Raw genomic sequence first — 21,245 nt, 5'->3', positions numbered from 1 at the left:
CCACGCGCCTCGGCCCCGGCAGACCCGCACCGCACGCCCCTGCCGGGGCCCGCCCTCACAAGGAGCCGGGGACCACCCGCGAGGCCGAGATCGCGCCATGTCGGTGCCGCATACGGGCGCCCGCTCCACCACAGCCGACCGCGAAGCCATCGGCGCCGAAGGCAGAAATGTGATGGCTGTGACCGATGTGATGGGCCCCTCTGGGCCAATGGCGATCACATGGGTTAGGTTAGGCACACCTAACTGCCCCTTGGATTGTCCGGAGGTGGACTGTGTCCACTGCTGTTTTCTCCTCACGGTCGCGCCGCTCCGTGCTGCGCGGTCTCGGCGGCGGCGCCCTGGCCGTCGCGGGCGCCGGTGCCCTCGGCGCCTGCTCCACCCGTGAGACGGAGGACACCCACTCCACGGGGGCCGCCGACGCCGGCTTCACCATCACGGACCAGCGCGGCAAGAACGTCACCTTCGACGGCCCGGTGCGGCGGATCGCCACCACGATCATCCCGTCACCGTCGATGATCGCCGCCGTGGACGGTTCCTACGACCATGTCGTCGGCATCAACGAGTCCACGCTTCAGGCGAACAAGCAGGGCGTCTTCGGCACCCTCTTCCCCGAGTCGAAGAAGACCGCCACCATCGCGGGCGCCGACTTCGTCCCCAATGTGGAGACCGTCGTGGGCCTCAGGCCGGACGTGGTGATCCAGTGGGGCGACAAGGGCGACGAGGTCATCGCCCCCCTGGAGAACGCCGGTTTCAAGGTCATCGGCCTGACCTACGGCACCCAGCAGCAGATGGAGACCTGGATCAAGATCTTCGGCAGGCTCCTCGGCAAGCGGAAACGCGCCGCCGATCTGCTCGACTGGATGCACACGGAGGACAAGGCCGTCCGTGGCCTGGTCGCCCCGTACGCGAAGAAGCGGCAGAAAAGGGTCCTCTATCTGCGCACCGCCGCCGACGGCTGGACCACCGCCACCGGATCCGACTACGTCACCCACTGGACCGAGATCGCCGGCGGCACCAACGTGGCCCATGACGTCGCCGCCGACGCCCCGCAGGTCTCCGTCGAGCAGATCCTCGCCTGGGATCCGGAAGTCGTCTTCCTCTCCGGTTTCGACGACGCCACCCCCGCCGACCTCTACGCCGACAAGAAGCTGGCCGACGTCCGGGCGGTCCGCGAGCGCCGCGTCTACAAGGTGCCGCTCGGCGGCTACCGCTGGGACCCGCCCTGCTGCGAGTCCCCGCTGATGTGGCGCTGGGCCGCCCAGGTCCTCCACCCCGAGCTGGCCACCAGGACCGGCCTGCGCAGCCGGATCAAGGACTCCTTCGACCGCCTGTACGGCTACGACATCTCCGCGGCGGAGACCGACCGGGTGCTGCACATGGACCTGAACGCGAAGAGCAGCGGCTATGACGGCTTCCGCGCCTGAGGCCGCGACGGCGTCGCCCGCCGCGCCGGGCGGACCGGGCACGGGTGCCCGCGGCCGGCGCCCCCGGCTGCCGCTGTTCGCCGCCGCCACGGTGGTGGTGGCCCTGGCAGCGCTCGCCCTGGGCCGTTACGTCGTCCCGCCCAACGAGATGGTCCGTCTGCTGGCCGGCCAGTTCTTCCCGGTCGACCGGACCTGGACCGGCGTCGAGGAGACCGTCGTCCTCGACGTCCGCCTCCCCCGGGTACTGCTGTCCCTCCTGGTCGGCGGCGGGCTCGCGCTCGGCGGGGCCGCCCTCCAGGGCGTGTTCCGCAACCCGCTGGTCAGCCCCGACGTCATCGGCGTCGCCTCCGGCGCCTCCTTCGGCGGCGTGCTCGCGCTGCTGCTCGGCCTCGGCTCGTTCGCCGTGGTCGGCGGCGCGTTCGGCTTCGGTCTGCTGGCGCTCGCCGTCGTGATGCTGATCGGGCGGCTGAACAGCGGCAGCCCCATCCTGATGATCGTCCTCGGCGGTACCGTCACCGGCGCCTTCTTCACCGCACTGGTCTCCTTCGCCAAGTACGTGGCCGACCCCGAGTCGCAGCTGCCCTCCATCGTCTTCTGGCTGCTCGGCTCGCTGGCCACCGCCACCTATGCCAAGGTGGTCACCGCAGCGGTCCCGATCCTGGCCGGCGCGGCCGTCGTCCTCGCCCTGCGCTGGCGGCTCAACGTCCTCTCCCTCGGTGACGACGACGCCACCGCGCTCGGTGTGCCACCCCGCCTCACCCGCAATGTGCTGCTGTGCGCGGTCGCCCTGATGACCGCCGGTTCGGTGGCGGTCGCCGGTCTGGTCGGCTGGGTCGGCCTGGTCGTACCGCACCTGGCCCGGCTGTGGACCGGCAGTGACCACCGGGTGCAGCTGCCCTCCGCCTTCCTGATCGGGGGCGCCTACCTCACCGTCATCGACACCCTCTCCCGCACCCTGACCGCCACCGAGATCCCGCTCGGCATCCTCACCGCGGTCATCGGCGCCCCGTTCTTCATCGTCCTGCTCGCCAGGTCGCGCGACCGGATGTGGTCCCAGTGATCAAAGCCCGCGGTCTCGGCCACCGCTACATCAGGAACCGATGGGTCTTCCGAGGGGTCGACGTCACCGCCGAGGAGGGCCGGGTGCTGGCCGTCCTCGGCCCCAACGGGCGCGGCAAGTCCACCCTGTTGCGCATCCTGGCCGGGCTGGCCACGCCCACCGAGGGCACGGTCACCGCGACCGCCCCCGTGGCGTACGTCCCCCAGTCGCACGCCTCCGCCTTCGCCTACTCGGTGGCCGACATGGTGCTCATGGGCCGCTCCCGCCATCTGCGCGCCTACGCCGCACCCGGCCGCCGCGACCGCGAACTGGCCGCCGAGGCGATGGAGCGGGTCGGCATCGCACACCTGGCGAACCACTCGTATGCCGAACTCTCCGGTGGGGAGCAGCAGATGACGCTGATCGCCCGCGCCCTGGCCGCGCAGTGCCGGATGATGGTCCTGGACGAACCGGTCTCCGCGCTGGACCTGCGCAACCAAGCCCGGGTCCTGACCCTCCTCCAGGAACTCGCCGCCGCCGGACTGGGCATCGTGCTCACCACCCACCATCCCGACCACGCCCTGCACCTCGCCGACCACGCGGTGCTGGTGCTGGGCCCGGACGACGTCCGCACCGGTCCGGCCGCGGAACTGCTCGACGCCGACGCGCTGGGCGAGCTGTACGGCATCCCGGTCGTCACCGCCCGGGTCGACAGCCCACGCGGTCCGCGCGTCACGGTCGTCCCCGACCTCGGTCCCACCCGTAACTCCCGCTGTTCTGTCCCGGAGGCCGCCGAGTGACCCCCGTCCTGCACCTCACCATGGGCCCGTCCCGGTACCCGGAGGCGACCTCGGACCGGCCCTTCACCTCCGTCGACCTGTACGACCTCGATGCGCGGCTGCTGTTCGGCGGCCGGGTCAGGGGCCTGACCCTCGCCCCCGACTGCGACCAGCTCTTCCTGGAGCGCAACGCGACGATGCTGGAGACGTTCGTCCGGGGCGGCGGCCGGGTCCTGGTCAACGGGCATGTCGTACGCCCCTTCCTGCCCGGCCTCCCCGCGTGGCGGGCCATCGACCACCACGGCCCGGCCGACCTGGTCATCTCCCCGGTCACCCCGCATCCGGTCTGGGACGGCGTCGACTTTTACGAGCTGCTCTACCGCACCGGCGTGCCCGGGACCCCTACCGGCGAGGAATTGGCCCGGGTCGGCGTGGCCGGCTTCTACGGGCGCGGCCACCACTCCCGGGTCCCCGAGAGGGGCACGGTGATCAACGGCATCGGCCCGCACGCGCTGCCGGTCGACATCGTCTACCCGCTCGGCGACGGCCTGGTACTGGCCCACGCCGGCAACGACCTGCTCGGCTTCAGCGATCCCGACCGCAGCACCCGGACCCTCGGTCCGCGTCTGATCGCCTGGCTGGAGGGCAGCCTCTGATGTCCGACCTCGGCTTCCTGCACGGCGGTTCCTTCCACCAGCTGGCCACCCTCGCCGACCCGGCGGTCCGGCTGTGGCGCCCCCGCGAGATCTACCTCCCGGACGCGACCGCGGCCGACTTCGACCGCCTGGACACCCTGATCGTCTCCGACCGGCTCCACCCGCGGCTGCTGGCCCGCGCCGCCCCTGACCTCCTCCAGGTCACCGAGCGCGGCGGCACGGTCATCGTCCTCGGCGAGAACGACATCGCCGGCTGGCTGCCGGGCCTCCGCGGATTCCGGCATGCCGCGACCAACTTCTGGTGGTGGCGCACCGGCGAGGACAACGGTGTCCGCCGAACCGCCGAAGACCACACGGCATGGCGACACCTCACCGAGCGCGCGGTCCGCTGGCACTACCACGGCCTGCTGGAACCCCCGGCGGGCGCCACCCCGCTCGCCCACACCGTCCTGGAGCAGGACGGCGACCCGGCCACCCAGCAGGTTCTCCTCTACGAGGACACCGTCTCCACCCCGGGCCGCCTGATCGTCACCACCATGGATCCGGTCTACCATCACGGCTCGCGCTTCATGCCGGGCGCCACCCAGCTCCTCTACGGCCTCCTCCGCTGGACCGGATCCTGACGACCCGCGAGCGATGACACCACGCCCGAGAACGCGAAGGGCGCTTCGCGGAACCTCAACTGCGCGTTGTACGAACGGAATTATGCGAATCACCTTTCGGAGGGGGACTCTTCCCCGAGTTCTGCGGCGCCTGCCGGGGCGGCGACCGGCGGGCTCGAAGGGCTCGCCCGGCTCGGCACACGCGTGGTGGCCGGGTCGAAGGTGCCCCAGTGGATCGGCGACAGCGCCCCGTGCGCCCGCCCGCCCGGGGGCACACGTGGCCACGCGGATGACCCTGTGCCTCGGCTGTCGATCATCATCGTCACAGGCCTGACCTATGCTGGGCCAATGTCTGACAACGGCGCGCCACCGAACAGTTCGGGCGTTGAAGAGCCTGGCGTTGATGGGAAGCTGCCCGCGACCGTGCGTATCGCCGGTGTTGTGTTGACAAGGGTGGAGAGCCCTCCCTCACTGGCCTGCTGGACCGGCTGCTTCCCGGAGCCGGCAGGCGCGGTGGAGACCGGGATGAGTCTGGTGATCGAGCCGGCCGCCCCGCCGGAAGAGGCCACCCTCCACTTCGCTCACGACGTCGTGAGCCGTTTCGATGTCTTCGTCGAGCAGGCTTTGGAGTACTGCCGCACCCGACTCCGGGAACCGCGCTTCGAACTCACCCCTGAGGAACTGAGCTGGCTGGACCTTCCGGAGCTGCCACTGGCGGTTCCCGACGCAACCGTGTGGGCCGACCGTACCTGGGCGATCCGTTTCGCGGAGAGCAGGCTCCGGCTGGCGGACCCTTACGGAATCCTCGTGACGTTCAACGGAACGCAGCCCGTCGACGTCGAGGGCCTCGACTACGAGTAATGAACCGCTCGACGCGCCATCGGGCGTGTGGTCACGGGTGGCGGTCGGGCCGATTGTCCCAGCGATGGGTCGCCCAGGCGCGGCGGATGAGGCCGCGGACGGCGACGATCGTGTCCGCGAGGTCGAACAAGGCGTCAAGGACCGTCATACGGCGTCCGTAGCAGCGGGCGAGCGGAAGGCGTCCTACCAGGCGTGGGTGCGCTCGATATGCCATCGCCGGCCGACTGGGACGTCTTCCTGGACGACGCGTGCTTCGCGCTCTCCCAGCGCGCGGAGTCCGCCGCGCTGCCGCACATCGCCCCACGGCACCAACTGCCCACCGCGGTCGCCCGGGCGCAGGTGCGGCGGCGCGGCGAAACCCGCCGCACAGGCGGTAGGCCCTTCGGTGGTCAGGAGGTGCCAGAGTTCCCGACACGCCCCGTGTCGCCGGACGGCGATCGCCGAACCCGCCCGAGAACGAGCGGAATTTCGCCGTCGCGCTCATGGACGCGGCCACGGTCACTCACGCACTCGCGCCCCTACGGCCGACGGAAGCCGCGAGCTGCGCCATCCGGCACGCACAGATACAGCGATCGCTCCTGCCACGCTACGGCCGCCCGACTGAGACAGGGCGGCCGTTGCCGTTCCTGCGCGAGGCCATGGAACTACGCCCAGTCTTCCTCGCCGACGCCTGCGCGATGCCGACGATTAGCAATGGGATCCATTTTCATATAGCTTCTTCCTCGCCCATCCGAGGAGGAGAACCATGGCCGTCCCCAAGCGGAAGATGTCCCGCAGCAACACCCGCCACCGCCGCGCCCAGTGGAAGGCCGCCACGCCCACGCTGGTGCCGATCACGATCGACGGTGTGCGTCACCTCGTACCGCAGCACCTGGTCAGGGCCTACGAGCGCGGGCTGCTGCGCCCCGAGGGCTGAGGGGACGGGGATGGCGCACGACCGGCTGCCGGTGACCGTTCTGTCCGGCTTCCTCGGTGCGGGGAAGACCACCCTGCTCAACCACGTGCTCGGCAACCGTGAGGGACTGCGCGTCGCGGTCATCGTCAACGACATGAGCGAGGTCAACATCGACGCGGCGCTCGTGCGCGGCGGCGAGGCGGCGCTGTCGCGCACCGAAGAGCGCCTGGTCGAGATGACCAACGGGTGCATCTGCTGCACGCTGCGCGACGACCTGCTGGTGGAAGTGGATCAACTGGCCCAGGAAGGGCGGTTCGACTACCTGCTCATCGAGTCCAGCGGCATTTCCGAGCCCATGCCGGTCGCGGCCACCTTCGCCTTCGCCCGCGACGACGGCGCCACCCTCGGCGATCTCGCCCGGCTGGACACCATGGTCACCGTCGTCGACGCTGCGGGCTTCCTGCCCGAACTGGCGAGCGGCGACGAGCTCGTCGAGCGCGGCCTCGACCAGTACCAGAACGACGAACGCACCGTCAGCGACCTGCTGATGGACCAGATCGAGTTCGCCGACGTCATCGTCCTCAACAAACTCGACCTGGTCGACGACGCCGCCGCCGAGGGACTGCGAGCGACGCTCACCCGACTCAACCCGATGGCCCGGATCGTGCCCGCCGTCCACGGACGCGTACAGCTCAAGGACGTACTCGGCACCCGCCTGTTCGACCTGGAGCGCGCCCAGCAGGCCCCCGGCTGGATCATGGAGCTCAATGGCGACCATGTCCCGGAAACCGAGGAGTACGGCATCTCCTCCACCGTCTTCCGCGCCAAACCGCCCTTCCACCCTGGGCGTCTGTGGCGGTTCGTGACCGAGGAGATGGACAGCGGCGCCTACGGGCAGATCCTGCGCTCCAAGGGCTTCTTCACTCTGGCCGGCCGCCCGCAGGTGACGGGGCTGTGGTCGCAGGCCGGCTCCGTCGCCCGCTTCGAGCCCTCCGCCGCCCGCGACACCGACAGCCCGGCAGGCCAGGAGCTGGTCTTCATCGGCACGCACCTGCACGCCGATGCGCTCCACGCCGCGCTCACCGACTGCCTGCTGGCGGACGGCGAGAGCCGGCCTACGGACGATCCGTTCCCCGCCTGGGACACCTACGGCATCGACGACACCTGCGACCACGAACACCCCGAACACATGGCGCAGGTCTGAGGCGCCGGGCCGGGCGGTGGACGCAGCCACGGCACCGTCCGACCCGGTACATCCCGCCCAGGAGACCTTGCCCTCGAAGAGGGCGGCCAGGTGCGCGTGTGCGAGCCGACCCCGGTCTGGCTCGCGACGGCTTCAGTAAGGGGCTAGTAAATAAAAATGATTATCGATAGCGTATGGCCGCAAAGCCCGGCCCCTCCCGACCGAGGGTTCTCCGGGCTGCCCTGATGCCTGAACCGCCGCACGAAAAGGGGAGTTGTGGCTCATCTGCTGATGGTCGAGAGCTGGGTCGGATCGATGAGCAGACTCCTGCCACGGGCGATCAGGGAGGGCGGGCATGAGTTCACGTTCCTCACCCGCGACCTGCACCACTACCTCCACTCGGCGCCCGAGGGGGCGACACACCCGCTGCTGGGCGCCCGCAACCTGATCACCGCCGACACCAACGACACCGACACCCTGCTGCCGGAGATCGAGCGGCTGCACACGGCGCTGCGCTTCGACGGCGTGATCACCTCCTGCGACTACTACCTGCCGACCGTGGCCCGCATCGCCGGGCGGCTGGGGCTGCCGGGCTCGCCCCCGGATGCGGTGCGGGACGCCTGCCGCAAGGACGCCACCCGCCGTGTCCTCACCGACGCGGGGGTTGCAGGGCCGCGCTTCGCCGTGCACGAGGAGTGGGCCGGCATCGCCCGGGCGGCGCGGGAGATCGGATACCCGCTCGTGGTCAAGCCGGTCGATCTGTGCGCGGGCATGTATGTGCGACGCGTGCAGGAGGAGGAACAACTCGCCGCCGCCGTAAGGGCGTTGGCCGACTTCCCCGTCAACGCCCGGGGACAGCGGCGGCAGCCCACCGTCCTGCTGGAGGAACTGCTGGACGGCCCCGAGGTGAGCGTCGAGACGGTGTCGTACGCGGGCGCGGTCCACGTCGTGGGTGTGACCGACAAGAGCATCGGTGGGGACCCCGCGTTCATCGAGACCGGCCACATGTTCCCGGCCGCCCTGTCGGCCGCCGACGCCGAGGCCGCAGAGCAGACCGCCCTCGCCGCACTCAAGGCCCTCGGCCTGACCGAAGGCGTCGTGGCGCACACCGAGATCAAGCTGACCTCCGCCGGTCCGCGGGTGGTCGAGGTCAATCCGCGGCCCGCCGGGAACCGCATCACCGAACTGGTCCGCCACGTGACCGGCATCGACCTGGCGGCGGCCTTCGTGGAGGTGTCCCTCGGCCGCGAGCCCGACCTGCGGCGCAGGGACACGGGGCTGCGCAGCGCGGCCATCGGCTTTCTCGTGCCGGAGACCTCGGGCACGCTCGAGTCGCTCGGCGGTGACGGGCTCCGGGACGCGCCAGGTGTACTGGAGGTGCAGCTCGCCGAGCCCGGCAAGCAGGTGAAGGCGGCGGGCAGCAACAACGAGTATCTCGGGCATGTGATGACGGGTGACGCCGAGGGGCTGGGCGCCCGCGACCACGTCGAGGTCCTGCTCGGTGAGCTGCGCTCCGGGTTGGTGATCCGATGACCGTCCCGGCCGGCACGGCCCGCCGGGCAAAGTTCGAGACCCACGAGTCGTACGACGAGCTACTCGCGCACGTCCGCGCCGGTGAACTGGGGCCGGATCCGGCCACGCAGCGGATCGCCGTGGCCTTCACCACGCGGCAGGCCGTTCGGCACGACGGGCGCGGCACCGGCTACCGCAACGAGGTGCTCAGCCTGCGTCTCGCCGAGGCCGTCGGCTCGTGCGCGGTCGAGCCTGGCGCGCTGCCCGACCGTGCGGTCGAGGAGTGCGTCGGCACCGAGGTGGCCCGGCTGCTGGAGCATCCGCTGCTGCCGGTGCGCGTGGCCGCGCTGGACGCCTATCTGATGCATGTCACCCCTCACAGCCCCGGCAACGGCGCCAGTCCCTTCCCCCTGCCCGCCGACACCTCGCTGGCGAAGTCCCGGGCCCGCGCGAAGGCCGTCGTCGAGCTGCTCGATCTGCCGGCGGACGCGACCGTGCTGGTGGTGGGTGTCGTCAACTCCCTGCTGGAGGCGCTGCGTTCGCGCGGTCTTGGCTATGTGCCCTGTGACCTCAAGGGCGGGCTGACCGAGTGGGGTGAGGCAGTCGTCACCGACGCTCTCGCCGCCGCGGACCGCTGTGACGCGCTGCTGGTCTCCGGCATGACCCTCGGCAACGGCACCTTCGAGCCACTGCGACGGCACGCGCTGCGGCACGGCAAGCAGCTGGTGATGTTCGCCCAGACCGGCAGCGCCGTGCTGCCGCGCTTCCTCGGCCACGGGGTGAGCGCGGTGTGCGCGGAGCCGTACCCCTTCTTCTGGCTCGACGGCGGTCCCGGCACCGTCCACCGCTACGGCGGCCCGTGTCCGGAGGGCTGTCGATGACCACGACGGCTGTACGCCCCCTCGCCCGCCCGGAACTGCTCGCCCTCCTCGGCCGCACGCCCCTGGTCCGCGTCACGTCCGGCCTGCCCGGCCCGCACCCCGGCTTCTGGGCCAAGCTCGAAGGGCTCGCGGCGGGCGGCATGAAGGCGCGGGCCGCCGTATCGATGCTGCTGGGTGCCCGTGAGCGCGGCGAACTGCGACCCGGCGCACCGGTGGTGGAGTCCACCTCGGGGACACTCGGCATCGGGCTCGCCTTTGCGGGGCAGGCCCTCGGCCACCCCATCGTGCTGGTCGGCGACAGTGAACTGGAGCCGTCCATGCGGCAGTTGCTGCGCACCCATGGGGTGCGGCTGGAGATCGTGGACCGTCCGGCGGCCCGGGGCGGCTGGCAGGCCGCGCGCCTGGGCCGGCTGCGGGAGCTGCTCGCTGTCCTGCCCAGCGCGTACTGGCCGGACCAGTACAACAACCCCGACAACAGCGCCGGTTACGCCTCGCTCGCCGCCGAACTCGTCGACCGCCTCGACCATCTGGACATCCTGGTGTGCAGCGTCGGCACCGGCGGCCACAGCGCGGGCATCATCGGCCCGCTGCGCCGCCGCTGGCCCGCGCTGCGGCTGATCGGCGTCGACTCGACCGGCTCCACCATCTTCGGCCAGCCCGCCCGGCCCCGGCTGATGCGTGGCCTGGGCAGCAGCATCCACCCACGCAACGTCGCCTACGACGCCTTCGACGAGGTCCACTGGGTCGGCCCGGCGGAGGCCGTGGACAGCTGCCGCCGCCTGGCCCGCGACAGCTTCGTCAGCGGCGGCTGGAGCACGGGCGCCGCCGCCCGGGTCGCCGCCTGGGCCGCACGCGTCCACCCCGGCGCGGTCGTCGCCACCGTCTTCCCCGACGGCCCGCACCGCTACCTCGGCACCGTCTACGACGACGACTTCGCCGCGGCCCACGGCCTCGACCCGGCCACGGCGGCCACCCGACCGGTCCAGATCCCGCACCCCCGCGCCACCGAGGCCACCGGCTGGGTGCGCTGCACCCGCGTCACCGACCCGCTGAAGGCCGTACCCCCTTGCGCACCCCGTCCGGAAAGGATCCCGTGAAGGCCAGCCTGCGCACCGTACGCCTCGAACTCATCGAGCCGCTGCGCATCTCCCGCTCCACCATGACCGCCCGCGACGCCGTATGGCTGAGCCTCGAACACGACGGCGTCACCGGCCACGGCGAGGCCGTCACCAGCGTCTACTACGGGCTTGACGCCGACACCCTGGGACGACTCCTCACCTCCGTCGGCGCGGACCTCGCCCGCTTCGCCGACCCCGAGAGCGCCCTGGAGGCCCTGCGGGCGGGCGAGTCGGCCGGTGCCGGCACTCCTGCGGCGGTGACCGCCGCCGCCGAGGCCGCGCTGCTCGACCTCGTCGGCAAGCGGGCGGGAAGCCCCGTGCACCGACTGCTCGGTGCCGCCGTACCTCCGGTCGCGGCCACCGCCCGCACCATCGGCATCACGTCCCTGGCCCACGCGGCGGCGCAGGCCCGCTGTCTCGCGGCGAGCGGCTTCGAGGTCATCAAGGTCAAGGCGGGGGCCCCCGATCCGCAGGACGACGTGGAGCGCGTCCGTGTCATCCGGGACGCCGCGCCCCGGACCCGGCTGCTCCTCGATCCCAATGGGGCCTGGACCGTGACGCAGGCCGAGGCGCTGCTGCACCGGTTCGCCGCCCTCGGCGTCGAGGCCGTCGAACAGCCCCTCGCGCCCGGCGACCCGGAGGCGCTGGCCACGTTGGCCGAACGCTCACCGCTCCCGGTCATCGCCGACGAGGACGCCGTGAACCTGGAGGACGTACGCCGTCTCGCCGGACGCGTCCAGGGCGTCAACGTCAAGCTCGCCAAGTGCGGCGGCGCGCACGCAGCGCTGCGCATCGCCGAAGCGATCGACGGCAGTGGCACGGACCTGATGCTGGGCTGCCTGACCGCCAGCAGCCTCGGCCTCGCGCCCGCCGTCCACCTCGCCGACCGGGCCCGCTGGGCCGACCTCGACGGACACCTGCTGCTGGCCCACGACCCGTGGACCGGAATCGGCGGCGAGGACGGAATCGTCCGCGCACATGACCTTCCCGGCCTGGGAGTCCAGGAGGTGGGGGCGTATGAGGACGTTGCGTGAGATGCGCCGTTTCCCGCTCGCGGTCCGGCTCCTGCTGGTCAACCAGCTCGGCGTCAACACCGGCTTCTACCTCCTCATCCCCTACCTCGCCACCCACCTCACCGACAACCTGGGCATGTCGGCGGCCGTCGTCGGCGTCGTGCTGGGCGTGCGCAACCTCAGCCAGCAGGGGCTGTTCATCATCGGCGGCTCCGCCTCCGACCGGCTCGGCGCGCGCGGCGTCATCATCGCCGGCTGCGCGCTGCGCACCGCCGGGTTCGCCCTGTTCGCGCTCGGCGACAGCCTGGCCGTGCTGCTCGCCGCGTCCGTGCTCAGCGGGCTCGCCGGGGCGCTGTTCAACCCCGCCGTACGCACCTATATAGCCCAGGAGGCGGACGAGCGCAGGGCCGAGGCGTTCGCCCTGTTCAACGTGTTCGCCACCGCCGGCGCCCTGATCGGCCCGCTGCTGGGCAGCGTGTTGCTGCTCGTGGACTTCCGCACGTCCGCGCTGACCGCCGCCGGGATCTTCGCCGCCCTCACCGTCGCGCAGGCCCTCGTGCTGCCGGCCCGGGACGTCGAGCCCAGCAACGGCACGGTCCTCGGGGACTGGCGCGAGGTGCTGGGCAACAGGACCTTCCTCGCCTTCGCGCTCGCCATGGTCGGCATGTTCACCCTGGAGAACCAGCTGTACCTGCTGCTGCCCGACGGAGCCCGGCAGGCCACCGGTTGGGATGGCGCCGCCGGCCTCGTCTTCCTCGTCGGCACCCTCGCCAATCTGGCGCTCCAGCTGCGTATCACCCGCGCCCTCAAGGAGCGGGCGAACCGCGCCCGTTGGATCGCGACCGGTCTGGGGCTGATGGCAGTGGCGTTCCTGCCGCCTGCCGTGGTGGCGGTCGGCTCCGACGGCCCGGACGGCTGGGCCGACGCGGCGCTGCGCGCCCTGCCCGTCCTGACCGGCGTCCTGCTGCTCTATCTCGGCGTGATGATCGCCCAGCCGTTCGTGATGGAGCTGATCCCCGGCTTCGGCCGGTCCGAGCTGACCGGTACCTACTTCGGGATCTTCTACGTGGTCTCCGGCATCGCCGCCGCCGTCGGCAACACCGTCGTCGGCTGGGCCATGGACACCGGAGAGCGGGGCGACGCCGGCTGGCTGCCGTGGGCGTGCTGCGCCCTGTTCGGTCTCGCCTCCGCGCTGGGCGTGGCCTGGCTGCACCGGCTCGGGTCGCTGCCGACGCCGTCGACGTCGCAGCCCGGCGTACCCGCTGCGGCCTGAGGAGGGACACGGTATGACCGCTACGGCTGTTCTGCGCAACCTGCTCACCGACAACCCCGAGCTGTACGAGGCCCGTTTCCCCGACCCCGACCGGCTGGCCGGGCGCTGGACACAGGACTGCCTGCGACGGCACGGCGCGGGACCACGCGTGCTCGACATGGGCTGCGGTACCGGCCGCGACGCCGCCCACCTGCACGGCGCCGGCCGCCGCGTGACCGGCGCCGACCTGTCCGAGACGATGCTCGCCCACGCCCGCACCCATCACCCCGGACCCGAGTACGTCCACGCCGACCTGCACGGCTTCGACCTCGGCCACGGCGCGTTCGACGCCGTCGTATGTCTGGACAGCGCCCTGCTGTACTGCCACACCAACGCCCAGCTCGACTCCTTCCTCGCCTCCTGCCGTCACGCCCTGGCCCCCGGCGGTCTGCTGGTGGCGGAGATGCGCAACGGCGCGTACTTCCTCGGCCGTACCGACCTGCTGGACACGCCCACCGCCAACGACTTCACCTGGCAGGGCATCGGCTACCGGTCCACCACCACGCTCGCCGTGGACCGTACGGCCCAGCTCCTGCGCCGGACACGCGTGTGGACGGCGGACGACGGGTCGGCGCCGGTCGAGCAGCGTTCCGCGTGGCGGCTGCTGTTCCCGCAGGAGCTTCGCCACCTGCTGGCCGCGCACGGCTTCGAGGTCCTGGAACTCCACGACGGGCCCGGACCGCGCACCGAGCCGGCGTGGCGGGAAGGCCGGTCGCCCGGCGACACGACGGCCGCGGACCGGCTGCATGTCGTCGCACGCCTCACCGCTCACTGATCCTCCGTCCCACCACACACCAAGGAATCCCATGCACGACGAACGCTTCCCCGGCCTGCGGCGCCGTGGTTTCCTCGCCGCCACGGGCGCCGCCTCGCTCGGCGCGCTCGCGCTGACCGGGTGTGGCGACTTCGGCAGCGAAGGCTCCGACGCCGAGGGCGACGGCACTCCGAAGAGAGGCGGGCGGCTGCGCGCCGCGTTCGCGGGCGGCGGGGCCAGCGAGACGCTCGACCCGCACCTGGCCAACCTCTTCGCCGACGCCGCCCGCGCCAAGGCGCTGTACGACAAGCTCGCCGACTACGGCGCCGACCTCTCCGCGCAGCCCCGCCTCGCCGAGAAGTGGGAGCCGAACAAGACCCTGGACCGCTGGCAGGTGACCCTGCGCAAGGCAACCTTCCACGACGGAAAGCCGGTCACCGCCGCCGACGTCCTCCACAGCTACCGCCGCATCGCCGACCCCAAGCAGACGTTCCGCGCCAAGGCGTCCTTGGAGCCCATCGACCTCGACGCCAGCCGCGCCACCGGCGAGCGGGGCATCGAGTTCGTCCTCAAGCGGCCCACCGCCGAATTCCCCAACGTCCTGGCCGCGTTCGGCGCCTACATCGTCCCCGAGGACGCCTCCGACTTCGACAAGAAGCCGATCGGTTCCGGCCCCTTCCGGTTCGTCTCCTTCGCCCCCGGCCGCTCCGCCGTCTTCCGTCGCTACGACGACTACTGGGAGGGCGCCCCGCACCTCGACGAGCTGGAGTTCGTCGTCGCCAACGAGGAGTCCGCCCGCGTCAACGCGCTCCTCGGCGGCCAGGTCGAGTACGCCCATGAGCTCAACCCCACCACCGCCCGCGCCTACGAGGGCAAGGGACAGATCGAGATCGTGCGGCTGCGGGGCAGCGCCATGCAGGCGTTCTGCATGAAGACCGACCGGGCTCCCTTCGACGACAGACGCGTACGCGAGGCGTTCTTCCTCATCGCCGACCGCAAGGAACTCGTCGACGGCGCCCTGTCCGGGGCGGGTCTGATCGGCAACGACCTGTTCGGCAAGGGCTACGAGTACTACGCCGACGGTCTCCCCCAGCGCGAACAGGACCTCGACAAGGCCCGCGCCCTGCTCAAGCAGGCCGGCGCCGAGAACCTGAAGGTCACCCTCGACACCTCGGCCGTCGCCGCCGGCTTCACCGAGGCCGCGAGCATCTTCCGCGACCAGGCCAAGAAGGCGGGCGTCACCGTCGAAGTGAAGATGGGCAGCAAGGATTCCTACTGGGCCGACATCCTCGACGGCGGCACCCTGTGCTGTTACCGCTCCGGCGCCATGCCCATCGAGGCCCACATCTCCCAGCGCCTGCTCACCGACTCCACCACCAACGCCACCCAGTGGAAGCACAAGGATTTCGACGCCCTGTACCAGCAGGCCCAGTCCACCCGCGACAAGAGCGAACGGGCCGCCGTCTACGAGCGGATGCAGCGCCGCCTGCACACCGAGGGCGGCTTCCTCGTCTGGGGGTTCGCCGACTGGATCCTCGGAACCGCTCGCCAGGTGAAGGGAGTTGCTGCGAAGGCCCCTGCCAACACGCTCGGCTGGGCCCGCTTCGACAAGGTCTGGCTCGCGTGAGCGGACTGCGTTCCTTCGTCGCCCGGCGGCTGCTCCTCGGCGTCGCCCAGACCGTGGCCGTGGTGCTGCTCGTCTTCGCGCTCACCGAGGCGCTGCCGGGCGACGCCGCCGTCGCTCTGGCCGGCGACCAGCCCGATCCCGCCCGGATCGCCGCCATCCGCGAGGCCATGCATCTCGACCGGCCCGCCCACGAGCGGATGGCGGACTGGGCGACGGGCCTGTTCCAGGGTGACCTCGGCACCTCCCTGGCCTCCGGCCGCCCGGTCGGCCAGTACATCGCCGACGGCTTCGGCCCGACCCTGCTGCTGGCCACGCTCACCGTGGCCCTGCTCGTCCCGATCGGCTTCGGCCTCGGCGTGCTCGCCGCCCGCCGCGAAGGGCGCCTCACCGACCGGCTGATCAGCTCGGTCACGCTCGCCGTGTACGCGGTGCCCGAGTTCGCCCTCGGCGTGCTGCTGGTGACCGTGCTCGCTCTCCGGCTGGGCTGGCTGCCGCCGACCGCCGTCGGTTACGGCACCGACCTGCTCGGCCACCCGTCCGCGCTCGTCCTGCCCGTCCTGGTGCTGCTGGCCCGGCCCGTCTGCTCGCTGTCCCGCCTCGTGCGGGCCGGCATGATCGACGCACTCGCTTCCCCCTACGTGGCCCAGGCCCGGCGCTACGGCATTTCGGGCACCCGTATCCGCTGCGCCCACGCCCTGCCGAACGCCCTCGCCCCCGCCGTCCAGCAACTCGCCCGCACCGTCGACTGGCTGCTGTGCGGCGTCATCGTCGTGGAGGCGCTCTATGTGATCCCGGGACTCGGCACTGTCCTGCTCAACGCCGTCGCCGAACGCGATGTGCCCGTGGTCCAGGGTCTCGCCGTGGTGTTCGGCGTGCTGACCGTCGTACTGAATCTGGCCGCGGATCTCGTCGCCCACCGTCTCGCGCCCCGGACGGGGGTGGCCGCGTGACGAAGCCGCGCACCGGCCGCTTCGCCCTGGGCGTGACGGTCGTCGCCGTACCCCTCCTGCTCGCCCTGCTCGGCCCGCTGTTCGCGGGCGAACCGGGGCCGCGGACGGCGTCCTTCACTTCCGGCGACGGCCACTGGATCGGCACCGACTTCGTGGGCCGGGACGTATGGCAGCAGGTGCTGCACGGCGGCCGGCCGGTTGTGCTGACCGCGCTCGCCGCCACCGCCCTGGCGTATCTCGTCGCGCTCCCCGTCGGCCTGGTCGGCGCGCTCACCCATCGCCGCTGGCTGGAGGAGCTGCTGATGCGCCCCCTGGACGTTCTGCTCGCCGTCCCGTCACTGCTGCTGATCCTGCTGGCCGCCACCGTGTTCTCCCCCGGCCCCGTCGGTCTCGCCCTGCTGGTGACGCTGGTCAACGTGCCCGACGCGGCCCGGCTCGTACGCGCCGCCGCCACGGAGGCCGCCGCCCGCCCCGCCGTCGAGGCGCTGCGCATGCAGGGCGAGACCTGGTGGCGCATGGCCGTCGGCTACGTCGGCCGTTCCATGCTGCGGACCCTGGCCGCCGACACCGGAATCCGGCTGACCGGTGTGCTGTACCTGGTCGCCACGGCCGCGTTCCTCGGCGTCGGGGTCCCCCCGGACGCCGCCGACTGGGCGGTCATGGTCGACCGCAACCGCACTGGCCTGTTCGTCCAGCCGTGGGCCGTAGTCGTCCCCGCCCTGCTGATCGTCGCCCTGACGATGGGCACCAACCTCCTCTTCGACGCCGTGCTCGCGGGCGGCCGACGAAGTGGACGCGTCCGGGGTGCGGCGCTCCCGGAAGCGACCAGGACCACCCGCGGCCGGAAAGGGAGTGAAGCACGCCCGTGACCCACACGGACGACACGGCAGACGAGGTCGGCGGCCCCGCCGGCCTCGGTAGTGCCGTCGAGGCGCCTTTGGCCGAGATCCGCGGCCTGCGCGTCGAGGTCGGCGGCAGGGCGATCGTCGACGGAGTGAGCCTCCAGGCCCTCCCCGGCAGGGTCACCGCCCTGGTCGGCGCCTCCGGCAGCGGCAAGACCACCACCGGCCTCGCCCTGCTCGGCGAGTACCCGCCCGGCGCCCACGTCAGCGGCGACGTGCGCCTGGCGGCCGACGGCCTGGTGGGCTACATCCCCCAGCATCCGGCGGCCGTCCTCAACCCCGCCCGCCGCATCACCGCCCTCCTCACCGACATCGCCCGCACCCAGGTACGCCACCTGCCCCGAGGCCGACGCCGGGTGGCCGCCCGGACACGTGTCCTGCACGCCCTCGCCGAGGCCCAACTCCCGGACGCCGACACCCTGCTGCACCGCTATCCGCACCAGCTCTCCGGCGGCCAGCAGCAACGCGTCGTCCTCGCCCAGGCGCTGCTGCTCGGCGCCCGGGTCATCGTCGCCGACGAGCCCACCACCGGTCAGGACGCCCTGACCAAGAGCCGTATCGTCGACCAGCTGGCGGCCGTGGCGGCACGCGGCATCGCCGTCGTCCTCCTCAGCCACGACCTGGACGTCGTACGGGCACTCGCCGACGAGGTGATCGTCATGCGGGCGGGCCGCGTCGTGGAGTCAGGCCCGGCGCAACACCTGTGGCCGGCGCCCCGGCACGAATGGACCCGCGAACTGCTGGCCGAGCAGCCGAAGTTCCAGGAGCCGCAGGGTGCGGCCGGCACCGGCGGACCCGTCCTGAGGATCCGCGACCTGACCGCCCGCCACCGCGACAGCACACACGGCACCACCGAAGTACTGCACCTCTCCGGACTCGACCTGCGCGCGGGCGAAAGTCTGGCTGTCGTCGGCCGCTCCGGCAGCGGCAAGACCACCCTCGGCCGCTGCCTGGCCGGACTCCACCGCGACCACGACGGTGAGATCCTCCTCGACGGCACACCAATGCCGCGCAGTCTGCGCGACCGCGACCGCGCGCAGCTGGCGGCCGTGCAGTACGTCTTCCAGGACGCTCGCGCCGCCTTCGACGAACACCGTCCCGTACTGCACCAGGTCGCCCGCACCGCGATGCGGCTGCGCGGCGCGGAGACCTCCGCAGCGACACGGGAGGCCCTGGCCACCCTGGTCGGCCTCGGTCTCCCGGAGGATGTGGTCGCCGGACGCCCCGGGCAGCTCTCCGGCGGCGAACTGCAGCGCGCGGCTCTGGCCCGCGCCCTGCTCGCCCGGCCGCGTGTCCTCATCTGCGACGAGATCACCTCCGGCCTCGACACGATCACCCGCCGGGGCATCCTCGGCGTCCTCACCACCCTGCTGCACGACCGCGACGACCTGTCACTCGTCCTGATCACCCACGACCTGGACACCGCCGTCCTGGCCCACCGCATCGCGATCCTGGACGCCGGCGAACTCGTCGAACAGGGGCCGGCCCGGCAAGTCCTCACGTCACCGAGCCATCCGTTCACCGTGTCGCTCATGGAAAACACGACACGGCTGGGATCGCGCCGGTGAGGGAGCGCGGCAGCCCGTGGGAGACAGAGCAGGGTGCGCCGGATCCGTCCCCGGCGGCGCGGGAGGCATGCAGCGTGCACGGTTCGTCGACCGGCGAGCGGTCACCGGCCTGGCGCTCGACACCTGCGCCGTGGTGCTGGTCGCCCTGGCGGTGATGTGGCGGCCGCTGACCTTCGCCGGCGCCGACCCGGACGTCGCCGACGCACGCGGCATACCGGTACGCGGGCTGTCCTTCGCCTTCATGACCGTGCTGGGACCGGCGGTGGCCCTGTCCGTCGAGGTCGTCGGCGCACTGCTGGTCCTCACGCTCGTCGTCACCCCCGCCGCGGCCGCCTCCCGCATCACCGCCTCGCCGGTGCTCCCCCTGCTCGGCGTGATCTTCGCCGTCGTCTCGATCGAGGGCGGCACCTTGCTCACCCTCGGCGGCTCCATCCCCATCAGCCCCTACGTCACGATGGTCGCCCTCACGATCTACGTCGTCTGCCGACTCATCGGCACCCACCGCACCAGCCGCCGGGGAGCCAGGCGGACAATCCCGCAGCCTGCCTGATACGGCGATCCGGGCCGGGCTGCCCGCATTCCCGGCCGTCACCCAGGCCGTCAGGCCGCGGTACGCCTCCGGGCGGGCGAGTGCCGCCAGGTGCGCGGCCGCAGGCTGTTGCAGGCCACCAACACCGCCCCGGCCGACATCGCGGCCGGGGCGGCCATCGGATTCAGCAGGCCGACCATCGCGAGCGGCACGGTTGTGTCCGAACGCCCGGACGAGGTTGGCGCGGATCGTGCCCAGCGTGCTCCGGGCGAGGCGGACGGCGTCCGCGAGCGCTTCGATGTCTCCGCGTACGAGGGTGACGTCGGCGACCTCGACGGCCACATCCGTACCGGTGCCCATGGCGATCCCCAGGTCGGCTCCGGCCAGGGCTGCGGCGTCGTTCACGCCGTCGCCGATGACCCGGCGAAGCCGGCCAGCCCGCTGGCGAGGTGACCGTGACGCTCTCGTCGCCCGCCGAGCGCCGGGCCGTGGCCGAAGCTCTGGCCACTGCCGACGGGACCTGCCTGGCCCGTGATCTCGTATCTCGTCAACTCCCCGGCGGGCGCGCTGACTCCTGCGGATTTCGCCCGTCGGATCGAGGCACTGGCGGTTTCCGCCAGCCTGACCTGCACGATCCACGATGACCACGCACTGACGAAACTCAGCCTCGCCGGTCTGTCCGCAGTGGCCCGAGGCTCCCGCGAACCCGCTCGCCATGTGGAGGTCGCCTATGAGTCGACAGCCGGGGATTCCCCGCCCTTGTTGGTCTGGTCGGTAAAGGCATCACCTTCGACTCCGGCGGACTGTCTCTCAAGGCGGCGGATGGGATGCACGCCATGAAGGCCGACATGGCCGGAGCCGCAGCGGTCGTCGGAGCGCTCGCCGCGCTGCCCCGGCTCACTTTGCCGTGTCGGTCCGCGCATACCTCCCCTGGCGGAGAACATGCCGGGCGGTGGAGCGTTGCGCCTCGGCGATGTCGTACGCCACCTCGACGGCACGACCACCGAGGTCACCCACACCGACAACGAGGGCCGCGTGGTCCTGGCCGACGTCCTGGTCCGTGCGACCCGCCCGGGACCACACCGCGCCGACATCGTGATCGACGTGGCGACCCTCACCTCATCCGCCACCCACGCGCTCGGCACCCGTACCGGCGCTCTCACGCCCTGGGCTGCGTGAGAGCCCCGAGGAGCGCCGTAGCCGCCCCTCTGCCGCCCTCCCGCCCACCTCGACATAGCCGCGCCCGCCTACAACAACGAGGGCGCGTACGACGAGAATCCGCATGGCGGCACCGGGTTTGCCGTACGCACGCTGATCGAGGCTCTGAGGTTCGTGCCCTGACGCCCTCAGCCGAGCGGATGCGGGATCCACGATGGGGGTAGCACCAGAAGCCCCCTGGTGGGCGGCGATGGCCAACCTGAGCGTCCTGGAGACCTGGCTCACCGAACGTGACGGCCCGTTCGGCCGCGCCCATGGTCTGCCCCCAATGGGCTACACCCTTGTCTCCACAATGTCACGGACGCGGTGTAGCACCAGCAGACAAAGAACCTCCTGGTGTCATACGCCCCGAAGAAACTGGGCTTCTTCTAGCCACGAAAGAAGGGCGCCTGACCAGGCAAGATACCCGTCAGGCGCCCTTC

19 protein-coding genes and 5 pseudogenes are annotated in these 21,245 nt (G+C 71.8%); 22 read left to right on the top strand and 2 right to left on the bottom strand.

Annotated features, from left to right (window positions below):
* The first annotated feature begins 272 nt into the window (after nucleotides 1-272).
* The 6 genes from ABT245_RS24160 to ABT245_RS24135 all read left to right on the top strand — a co-directional run bounded on the left by ABT245_RS24160 (nucleotide 273) and on the right by ABT245_RS24135 (nucleotide 5,361).
* Nucleotides 273-1,424 carry an ABC transporter substrate-binding protein gene (locus ABT245_RS24160; RefSeq protein ID WP_351736834.1) on the top strand — a complete coding sequence of 384 codons (1,152 nt, stop codon included), beginning with the start codon at nucleotides 273-275 and terminating at the stop codon, nucleotides 1,422-1,424.
* Complete coding sequence (locus ABT245_RS24155; RefSeq protein ID WP_351736832.1) at nucleotides 1,405-2,484, top strand: FecCD family ABC transporter permease; 1,080 nt, start codon at nucleotides 1,405-1,407, stop codon at nucleotides 2,482-2,484. Before ABT245_RS24160 ends, ABT245_RS24155 begins: the two co-directional genes overlap by 20 nt.
* Nucleotides 2,481-3,263 (top strand): ABC transporter ATP-binding protein, encoded by a 783-nt coding sequence (locus tag ABT245_RS24150; protein WP_351736830.1) that lies wholly within the window; start codon nucleotides 2,481-2,483, stop codon nucleotides 3,261-3,263. Before ABT245_RS24155 ends, ABT245_RS24150 begins: the two co-directional genes overlap by 4 nt.
* A complete protein-coding gene (locus ABT245_RS24145) occupies nucleotides 3,260-3,898 on the top strand; it encodes a hypothetical protein (protein ID WP_351736828.1) in 639 nt (212 codons plus the stop codon). Before ABT245_RS24150 ends, ABT245_RS24145 begins: the two co-directional genes overlap by 4 nt.
* Entirely contained in the window at nucleotides 3,898-4,521 is a 624-nt protein-coding gene (locus ABT245_RS24140; protein WP_351736826.1) for a hypothetical protein, read from the top strand. The genes ABT245_RS24145 and ABT245_RS24140 overlap by 1 nt, the downstream gene beginning before the upstream one ends.
* 504 nt (nucleotides 4,522-5,025) lie before the next feature.
* Entirely contained in the window at nucleotides 5,026-5,361 is a 336-nt protein-coding gene (locus ABT245_RS24135; RefSeq protein ID WP_351736824.1) for a hypothetical protein, read from the top strand.
* A 31-nt stretch (nucleotides 5,362-5,392) separates the two neighbouring features.
* Here ABT245_RS24135 and ABT245_RS24130 read toward each other — a convergent pair.
* A pseudogene (locus ABT245_RS24130) lies at nucleotides 5,393-5,577 on the bottom strand (IS5/IS1182 family transposase); the annotation flags it as partial.
* 529 nt (nucleotides 5,578-6,106) lie between these two features.
* Between ABT245_RS24130 and rpmF the strand changes: the two are divergent.
* The 13 genes and pseudogenes from rpmF to ABT245_RS24065 all read left to right on the top strand — a co-directional run.
* Nucleotides 6,107-6,277: a 50S ribosomal protein L32 gene (gene rpmF / locus ABT245_RS24125; RefSeq protein ID WP_351736822.1), complete on the top strand. Its 171-nt coding sequence runs from the start codon at nucleotides 6,107-6,109 to the stop codon at nucleotides 6,275-6,277.
* Nucleotides 6,278-6,287: 10 nt separating this feature from the next.
* Nucleotides 6,288-7,460, top strand: a complete 1,173-nt coding sequence (locus ABT245_RS24120; protein WP_351736820.1) for a GTP-binding protein — start codon at nucleotides 6,288-6,290, stop codon at nucleotides 7,458-7,460.
* A gap of 255 nt (nucleotides 7,461-7,715) precedes the next feature.
* The gene (locus ABT245_RS24115) at nucleotides 7,716-8,972 is read left to right on the top strand and encodes an ATP-grasp domain-containing protein (RefSeq protein ID WP_351736818.1); all 1,257 of its coding nucleotides are present in this window, start codon (nucleotides 7,716-7,718) and stop codon (nucleotides 8,970-8,972) included.
* Complete coding sequence (locus tag ABT245_RS24110; RefSeq protein WP_351736816.1) at nucleotides 8,969-9,832, top strand: Rossmann-like domain-containing protein; 864 nt, start codon at nucleotides 8,969-8,971, stop codon at nucleotides 9,830-9,832. Before ABT245_RS24115 ends, ABT245_RS24110 begins: the two co-directional genes overlap by 4 nt.
* The gene (locus tag ABT245_RS24105; protein ID WP_351736814.1) at nucleotides 9,829-10,929 is read left to right on the top strand and encodes a PLP-dependent cysteine synthase family protein; all 1,101 of its coding nucleotides are present in this window, start codon (nucleotides 9,829-9,831) and stop codon (nucleotides 10,927-10,929) included. The genes ABT245_RS24110 and ABT245_RS24105 overlap by 4 nt, the downstream gene beginning before the upstream one ends.
* Nucleotides 10,926-11,984 (top strand): enolase C-terminal domain-like protein, encoded by a 1,059-nt coding sequence (locus ABT245_RS24100; protein WP_351736812.1) that lies wholly within the window; start codon nucleotides 10,926-10,928, stop codon nucleotides 11,982-11,984. Before ABT245_RS24105 ends, ABT245_RS24100 begins: the two co-directional genes overlap by 4 nt.
* Nucleotides 11,968-13,236, top strand: coding sequence for an MFS transporter (locus tag ABT245_RS24095; protein ID WP_351736810.1), 1,269 nt, complete (start codon nucleotides 11,968-11,970; stop codon nucleotides 13,234-13,236). Before ABT245_RS24100 ends, ABT245_RS24095 begins: the two co-directional genes overlap by 17 nt.
* Nucleotides 13,237-13,249: 13 nt before the next feature.
* Nucleotides 13,250-14,050, top strand: a complete 801-nt coding sequence (locus tag ABT245_RS24090; RefSeq protein ID WP_351736808.1) for a class I SAM-dependent DNA methyltransferase — start codon at nucleotides 13,250-13,252, stop codon at nucleotides 14,048-14,050.
* Nucleotides 14,051-14,081: 31 nt separating this feature from the next.
* Nucleotides 14,082-15,656: an ABC transporter substrate-binding protein gene (locus ABT245_RS24085; protein ID WP_351736806.1), complete on the top strand. Its 1,575-nt coding sequence runs from the start codon at nucleotides 14,082-14,084 to the stop codon at nucleotides 15,654-15,656.
* Entirely contained in the window at nucleotides 15,653-16,606 is a 954-nt protein-coding gene (locus ABT245_RS24080) for an ABC transporter permease (RefSeq protein WP_351736804.1), read from the top strand. The genes ABT245_RS24085 and ABT245_RS24080 overlap by 4 nt, the downstream gene beginning before the upstream one ends.
* A complete protein-coding gene (locus tag ABT245_RS24075) occupies nucleotides 16,603-17,475 on the top strand; it encodes an ABC transporter permease (protein ID WP_351736802.1) in 873 nt (290 codons plus the stop codon). The genes ABT245_RS24080 and ABT245_RS24075 overlap by 4 nt, the downstream gene beginning before the upstream one ends.
* Complete coding sequence (locus ABT245_RS24070) at nucleotides 17,472-19,076, top strand: ABC transporter ATP-binding protein (protein WP_502982176.1); 1,605 nt, start codon at nucleotides 17,472-17,474, stop codon at nucleotides 19,074-19,076. Before ABT245_RS24075 ends, ABT245_RS24070 begins: the two co-directional genes overlap by 4 nt.
* A gap of 103 nt (nucleotides 19,077-19,179) precedes the next feature.
* Nucleotides 19,180-19,626 (top strand): annotated as a pseudogene (locus ABT245_RS24065) (metal ABC transporter permease); the annotation flags it as partial.
* A gap of 50 nt (nucleotides 19,627-19,676) precedes the next feature.
* On the opposite strand, the pseudogene ABT245_RS24060 reads toward ABT245_RS24065, so the two are convergent.
* Nucleotides 19,677-20,031: pseudogene (locus ABT245_RS24060) on the bottom strand (HAD hydrolase family protein); the annotation flags it as partial.
* Between the two features lie 105 nt (nucleotides 20,032-20,136).
* On the opposite strand from ABT245_RS24060, the pseudogene ABT245_RS24055 reads away from it, so the two are divergent.
* The 3 genes and pseudogenes from ABT245_RS24055 to ABT245_RS24045 all read left to right on the top strand — a co-directional run.
* Nucleotides 20,137-20,304, top strand: a pseudogene (locus ABT245_RS24055) (aminopeptidase); the annotation flags it as partial.
* Nucleotides 20,305-20,372: 68 nt separating this feature from the next.
* A pseudogene (locus ABT245_RS24050) lies at nucleotides 20,373-20,459 on the top strand (hypothetical protein); the annotation flags it as partial.
* An 88-nt stretch (nucleotides 20,460-20,547) separates the two neighbouring features.
* On the top strand, nucleotides 20,548-20,784 hold the full coding sequence (locus ABT245_RS24045; protein WP_351736800.1) for a M17 family metallopeptidase: 237 nt from the start codon (nucleotides 20,548-20,550) through the stop codon (nucleotides 20,782-20,784).
* The last annotated feature ends 461 nt before the right edge of the window (nucleotides 20,785-21,245 follow it).

Origin of the sequence: Streptomyces sp. NPDC001508 (genome assembly GCF_040298665.1) — a bacterium.
Taxonomy (GTDB): Bacteria; Actinomycetota; Actinomycetes; order Streptomycetales; family Streptomycetaceae; genus Streptomyces.
This window is presented reverse-complemented; position numbering and strand designations above follow the sequence as displayed.

What these genes read in the sequence shown, in the direction of transcription:
- ABT245_RS24155 (WP_351736832.1), top strand. Translation starts at nt 1,405, where the DNA reads ATGACGGCTTCCGCGCCTGAGGCCGCGACGGCGTCGCCCGCCGCGCCG.
- ABT245_RS24140 (WP_351736826.1), top strand. Translation starts at nt 3,898, where the DNA reads ATGTCCGACCTCGGCTTCCTGCACGGCGGTTCCTTCCACCAGCTGGCC.
- ABT245_RS24135 (WP_351736824.1), top strand. Translation starts at nt 5,026, where the DNA reads ATGAGTCTGGTGATCGAGCCGGCCGCCCCGCCGGAAGAGGCCACCCTC.
- rpmF (WP_351736822.1), top strand. Translation starts at nt 6,107, where the DNA reads ATGGCCGTCCCCAAGCGGAAGATGTCCCGCAGCAACACCCGCCACCGC.
- ABT245_RS24120 (WP_351736820.1), top strand. Translation starts at nt 6,288, where the DNA reads ATGGCGCACGACCGGCTGCCGGTGACCGTTCTGTCCGGCTTCCTCGGT.
- ABT245_RS24110 (WP_351736816.1), top strand. Translation starts at nt 8,969, where the DNA reads ATGACCGTCCCGGCCGGCACGGCCCGCCGGGCAAAGTTCGAGACCCAC.
- ABT245_RS24105 (WP_351736814.1), top strand. Translation starts at nt 9,829, where the DNA reads ATGACCACGACGGCTGTACGCCCCCTCGCCCGCCCGGAACTGCTCGCC.
- ABT245_RS24095 (WP_351736810.1), top strand. Translation starts at nt 11,968, where the DNA reads ATGAGGACGTTGCGTGAGATGCGCCGTTTCCCGCTCGCGGTCCGGCTC.
- ABT245_RS24090 (WP_351736808.1), top strand. Translation starts at nt 13,250, where the DNA reads ATGACCGCTACGGCTGTTCTGCGCAACCTGCTCACCGACAACCCCGAG.
- ABT245_RS24085 (WP_351736806.1), top strand. Translation starts at nt 14,082, where the DNA reads ATGCACGACGAACGCTTCCCCGGCCTGCGGCGCCGTGGTTTCCTCGCC.
- ABT245_RS24045 (WP_351736800.1), top strand. Translation starts at nt 20,548, where the DNA reads ATGCCGGGCGGTGGAGCGTTGCGCCTCGGCGATGTCGTACGCCACCTC.